Here is a 3991-nt window from a genome sequence, read left to right on the forward strand (position 1 = left end):
CATGAAAAACATCATTTTTATCGCCGCGCTGGCTATCTCGCTCGGGCTCATCGTCTTCCTCTACCAGCGCCTGCTCAGTACCGAAGCCGCGCTCAAGACCGCCCAGCAGCACTTTGCCGACTGCCAGCAGGTTACGTTTCAGCTCCAAAACCAGCTGAGCGCTAATGAGAAAGAAGCGGCGGCTCAGGGGCGCACCGCACCTTCGGTGGGGCGATAAGGGTATAGGGTAAGCTTTAGCTTGCCAGCGCGGAGCGCAGTGCGCTTGGGCGCTACACACGGCACAGCATACGCACTGCGCTCCGCGCTGGCAAGCTAAAGCTTACCCTACATGCCCAGCACCAGCAGCATAAACGCATATTGCCGAGCCACGTCGCGCAGGGCCTGGAAGCGGCCCGAGGCGCCGCCGTGGCCGGCCTCCAGGTCGGTGTGCAGCAGCAGCAGGTTGTTGTCGGTTTTGAGGGTGCGGAGCTTGGCTACCCACTTGGCGGGCTCGTAGTACTGCACCTGCGAATCGTGCAGTCCGGTGGTTACGAGCATGTTGGGGTAGGCCTGGGCGCGCACGTTGTCGTAGGGCGAGTACGAGAGCATGTACTCGTAGTAGGGCTGGTCGGCGGGGTTGCCCCACTGGTCGTACTCGCCGGTAGTGAGCGGGATGCTTTCGTCGGACATCGTCGTGACCACGTCCACGAAGGGCACGGCGGCCAACACTCCTTTGTAGAGGTCGGGGCGCAGGTTGATGATGCCGCCCATGAGCAGGCCGCCCGCGCTGCCGCCCATTGCGAAGAGCTTGTCGGCCGAGGTATATTTTTCCTGAATCAGGTACTCCGAGCAGTCGATGAAATCGTGGAACGAGTTGAGCTTGTTCAACATGCGCCCGTCCTCAAACCACTGCCGGCCCAGCTCCTGCCCGCCCCGGATGTGGCAGAGCACGTACGCAAAGCCCCGGTCGAGCAAGCTCAGGCGGGCCGACGAAAAGGTGGGGTCGAGCGAGTAGCCGTAGGAGCCGTAGGCGTATTGCAGCAGCGGGCTGGTACCGTCCTTGGCAAAGCCTTTCTTGTAGACGATGGAAACGGGAATGCGCTTGCCATCGCGGGCGGGCACCCAACGGCGCTCCTCCACGTAGTCGCTTTTATTGAAATCGCCCAGCACCGGCTGCTCTTTGCGCAGCGTTTGCTGGTGCGTGGCCATGTCATAGTCGAACGTGGAAACGGGCGTCGAAAACGAGGTGTAGTGAAAGCGCAGCGTTTGCGTGTCGAACTCGGGGTTGGCCCCGATGGTGGCCGTATACGCTACCTCGTTGAATTGCAGGTACTCATCCTTCCCATCCTGCCAGCGAATTACGCGCAATTGCAGCAGCCCGTCCTTGCGCTCGTTCAGCACGAGGTAGTCACGGAACAGCTCCATCTGGTCGATAAAAACCTCGTCGCGGGCCGGAATTACATCCTGCCAATCGGTTTTGTCGGTGGCCGTCAGCGGCGTTTTCACGATGCGGAAGTTGGGCGCCTGCCAGTTGGTCCGCACGTAAAACGCGCCGTTGGCATCCTCGACCTCATACAAGTGGTCGTCTTCACGGGGCAAAAACACGGCAAACTCGCTGGTGGGTGTGGCCGCGTCGAGGTAGCGCGTTTCCGAGGAAAGCGAACTGCTGAGTACGATTTGTAAATACTTGCCCGACTTGCTGCGGCCCACGTGGGTGTAAAACGTGTTGTCCGGCTCCTCATACACCAGCACGTCGGTGGCCGGGTCGGTGCCCAGCGTGTGGCGGTACACTTGATAGGGCAGCAGCGTTTCCAGGTCTTTTTTAGCGTAGAAAAACGTTTGATTATCAGCCGCCCACACGCCCGCGCCTTCCACGTTCGGGATTTCCTCGGGGTAGAGCTCGCCGGTCGCCAGGTTTTTGAAGCGCACCGTGTAGAGGCGGCGGCTCACGGTGTCGGTGCTGTAGGCGAGCAGCTGGTTGTCGTCGCTCACCTCGTAGCCGCCCACGGCAAAGTAGGCGTGGCCCTCGGCCAGGGCGTTGCCATCGAGCAGAATTTCTTCAGCGGCGTCAGGACTATCTTTTTTGCGGCAGTAGAGCGGGTACTCGCCGCCCGCCACGTAGCGCGCGTAGTAATAATAGCCGTTGTCGCGCACAGGCACCGACTCGTCGGTTTCGAGCACGCGGCCTTTCATTTCCTGAAACAGCTGCTCTTCCAGGTCTTTGACCGGGGCCATCTGCTGGTCGAAATAGGCATTTTCGGCCCGCAGGTAGTCGAGCACCTCGGGGTCTTCGGGCTGGTTGAGCCAGTAGTAATTATCGGTGCGTGTGCCGTGCGGCGAGGCTAACTCTTTGGCCTTGATGGCGGCCAGGGGCGGTTGTTGCATAAGGGAATGGCCTTTACTGCACCGCCTGATAGCGGCGCTTGGCGTAGCAATACTAACAGCTTTTCCCGGTCGGGGTGTTTCCTACTCACAGCAGCTGCCCGATAACCTGCTGATACTGCGGCCGCTCCAGCAGCCCATTGTGCCCGCCCCTGCGAATGGGAATAAGCTGGTCGCCGGGCTTGAGCAGCGCCCGCAGCCGCCCCGACGATTGGTAGGGAATCACCTCGTCGCGGTCGCCGTGAAAGAGTATCACCGGCGCGCTCACCTGCTGCACGTACTCGTTGGTAGCCAGCGGGTAGCGCAGCAGCCACCCCGGCAAAATAGGCCACAGCCGGATAGTGTGCGCGGCCATGTCGGCCATGCTGTAGTAGGGCACGTGCAGCAGCAATAGGCGTGGCTGGTGCCGAGCCGCCAGCCACGCCGCCGGCCCCGTGCCCACCGAGTAGCCGGTGATGACGGTTTTACTTTCAGGATACAGCCCTTTCAGCTGATTATAAGCCGCTTCTACATCACCGAACAGCTGCGCTTGGCTACTGATGCGGCCCTGGCTTTTGCCGTAGCCCCGGTAATCGAGTAGGAAAACATCGTAGCCCAGCCGAGTGTAGGTGGCCGCTGCCCCACCCCAGCCTGCCAGCGAGCCGCCGTTGCCGTGCAGGAAGAAAACCATGCCTTTAGGGTTTTTCACCTGAAATAACAGGCCGCTCAGCTGCGTACCATCGGGCGCGGTGATGGGGTATTCGCGGGGCGCGCCGGGGAAGCGAAACTGGTAATTGGCGGGCAGCTTTTCGGGATAGAACAGAAGGGCTTCTTGCTTGAAGTAGAGGAAGCCACAAACAGCTACGTAAAGCAACGCTGCGATACCCAGCACAATGACTAGTAGCGTTTTCACACGTTTATTTTTATTGTTCAAAAATTTGCTAAAACAATGCTTGACGCGCCGGCCCGGCCAATTTAACGTAATTTGCTACCTACCCTTCGCCTGTGCCTTACTATGGATGTCATCACACTGAAAACGCCGGTACTGGACCGCCTCACGGAGGAGGAATTTGCCCAGTTCTGCCTCGACCACCGCGACTTGCGCATCGAGCGCAACAGCAGCGGCCAAATTACGATTATGCCTCCCGTATTCACCGAGAGCGGCTTCACCAACAACGAGTTGTCTTATCAACTCACACACTGGAACCACCGGGCCCGGCTGGGCCGCGTTGGCGACTCCTCCACCGGCTACACGCTGCCCGGCGGGGCTATGCTCTCGCCCGATGTATCGTGGGTGGCCGAGGCGCGCTGGCAGGCACTACCTGCCGACGACCGCCGCCGCTTCGCCCGCATTTGCCCCGATTTTGTGATTGAGCTAGCCTCGACCTCCGACCGCCTGCCCGCCCTACTCACCAAAATGCACGACTGGCTGGGCGCAGGCGTGCGCCTGGCCTGGCTGGTGGTGCCCAGCACCGAAACTGTCCATGTGTTTGAGCCGCCCTACCCGCCGCGCTTGGTGCAGGGCTTCGACCATATGCTCAGCGGCGAGCCCGTGCTACCGGGCTTTGAATTGGATTTGAAAGAATTGCGGTTTGCTTAATTGCTTTTATCAATAAAAACGTCCGTCATGCTGAGCTTACCGAAGCATCTC

The 3991-nt window shown here is 60.1% G+C and carries 4 protein-coding genes; 2 read left to right on the forward strand and 2 right to left on the reverse strand.

The window, feature by feature from the left end; translation table 11 throughout:
- The coding region (locus VFO93_RS12685; RefSeq protein ID WP_325134745.1) for a hypothetical protein at positions 1–217 on the forward strand (217 nt) is incomplete at its 5' end.
- Positions 218–324: 107 nt separating this feature from the next.
- Here the strand turns inward: VFO93_RS12685 and VFO93_RS12690 are convergent.
- Positions 325–2364, reverse strand: a complete 2040-nt coding sequence (locus tag VFO93_RS12690) for a S9 family peptidase (RefSeq protein ID WP_325134746.1) — start codon at positions 2362–2364, stop codon at positions 325–327.
- Positions 2365–2449: 85 nt separating this feature from the next.
- Positions 2450–3253: an alpha/beta hydrolase gene (locus VFO93_RS12695; RefSeq protein ID WP_325134747.1), complete on the reverse strand. Its 804-nt coding sequence runs from the start codon at positions 3251–3253 to the stop codon at positions 2450–2452.
- Positions 3254–3355: 102 nt separating this feature from the next.
- On the opposite strand from VFO93_RS12695, the gene VFO93_RS12700 reads away from it, so the two are divergent.
- Entirely contained in the window at positions 3356–3940 is a 585-nt protein-coding gene (locus VFO93_RS12700; protein WP_325134748.1) for a Uma2 family endonuclease, read from the forward strand.
- Positions 3941–3991: the final 51 nt, after the last annotated feature.

Source organism: Hymenobacter sp. (assembly GCF_035709525.1).
In the GTDB taxonomy this organism is placed as follows: Bacteria; Bacteroidota; Bacteroidia; order Cytophagales; family Hymenobacteraceae; genus Hymenobacter.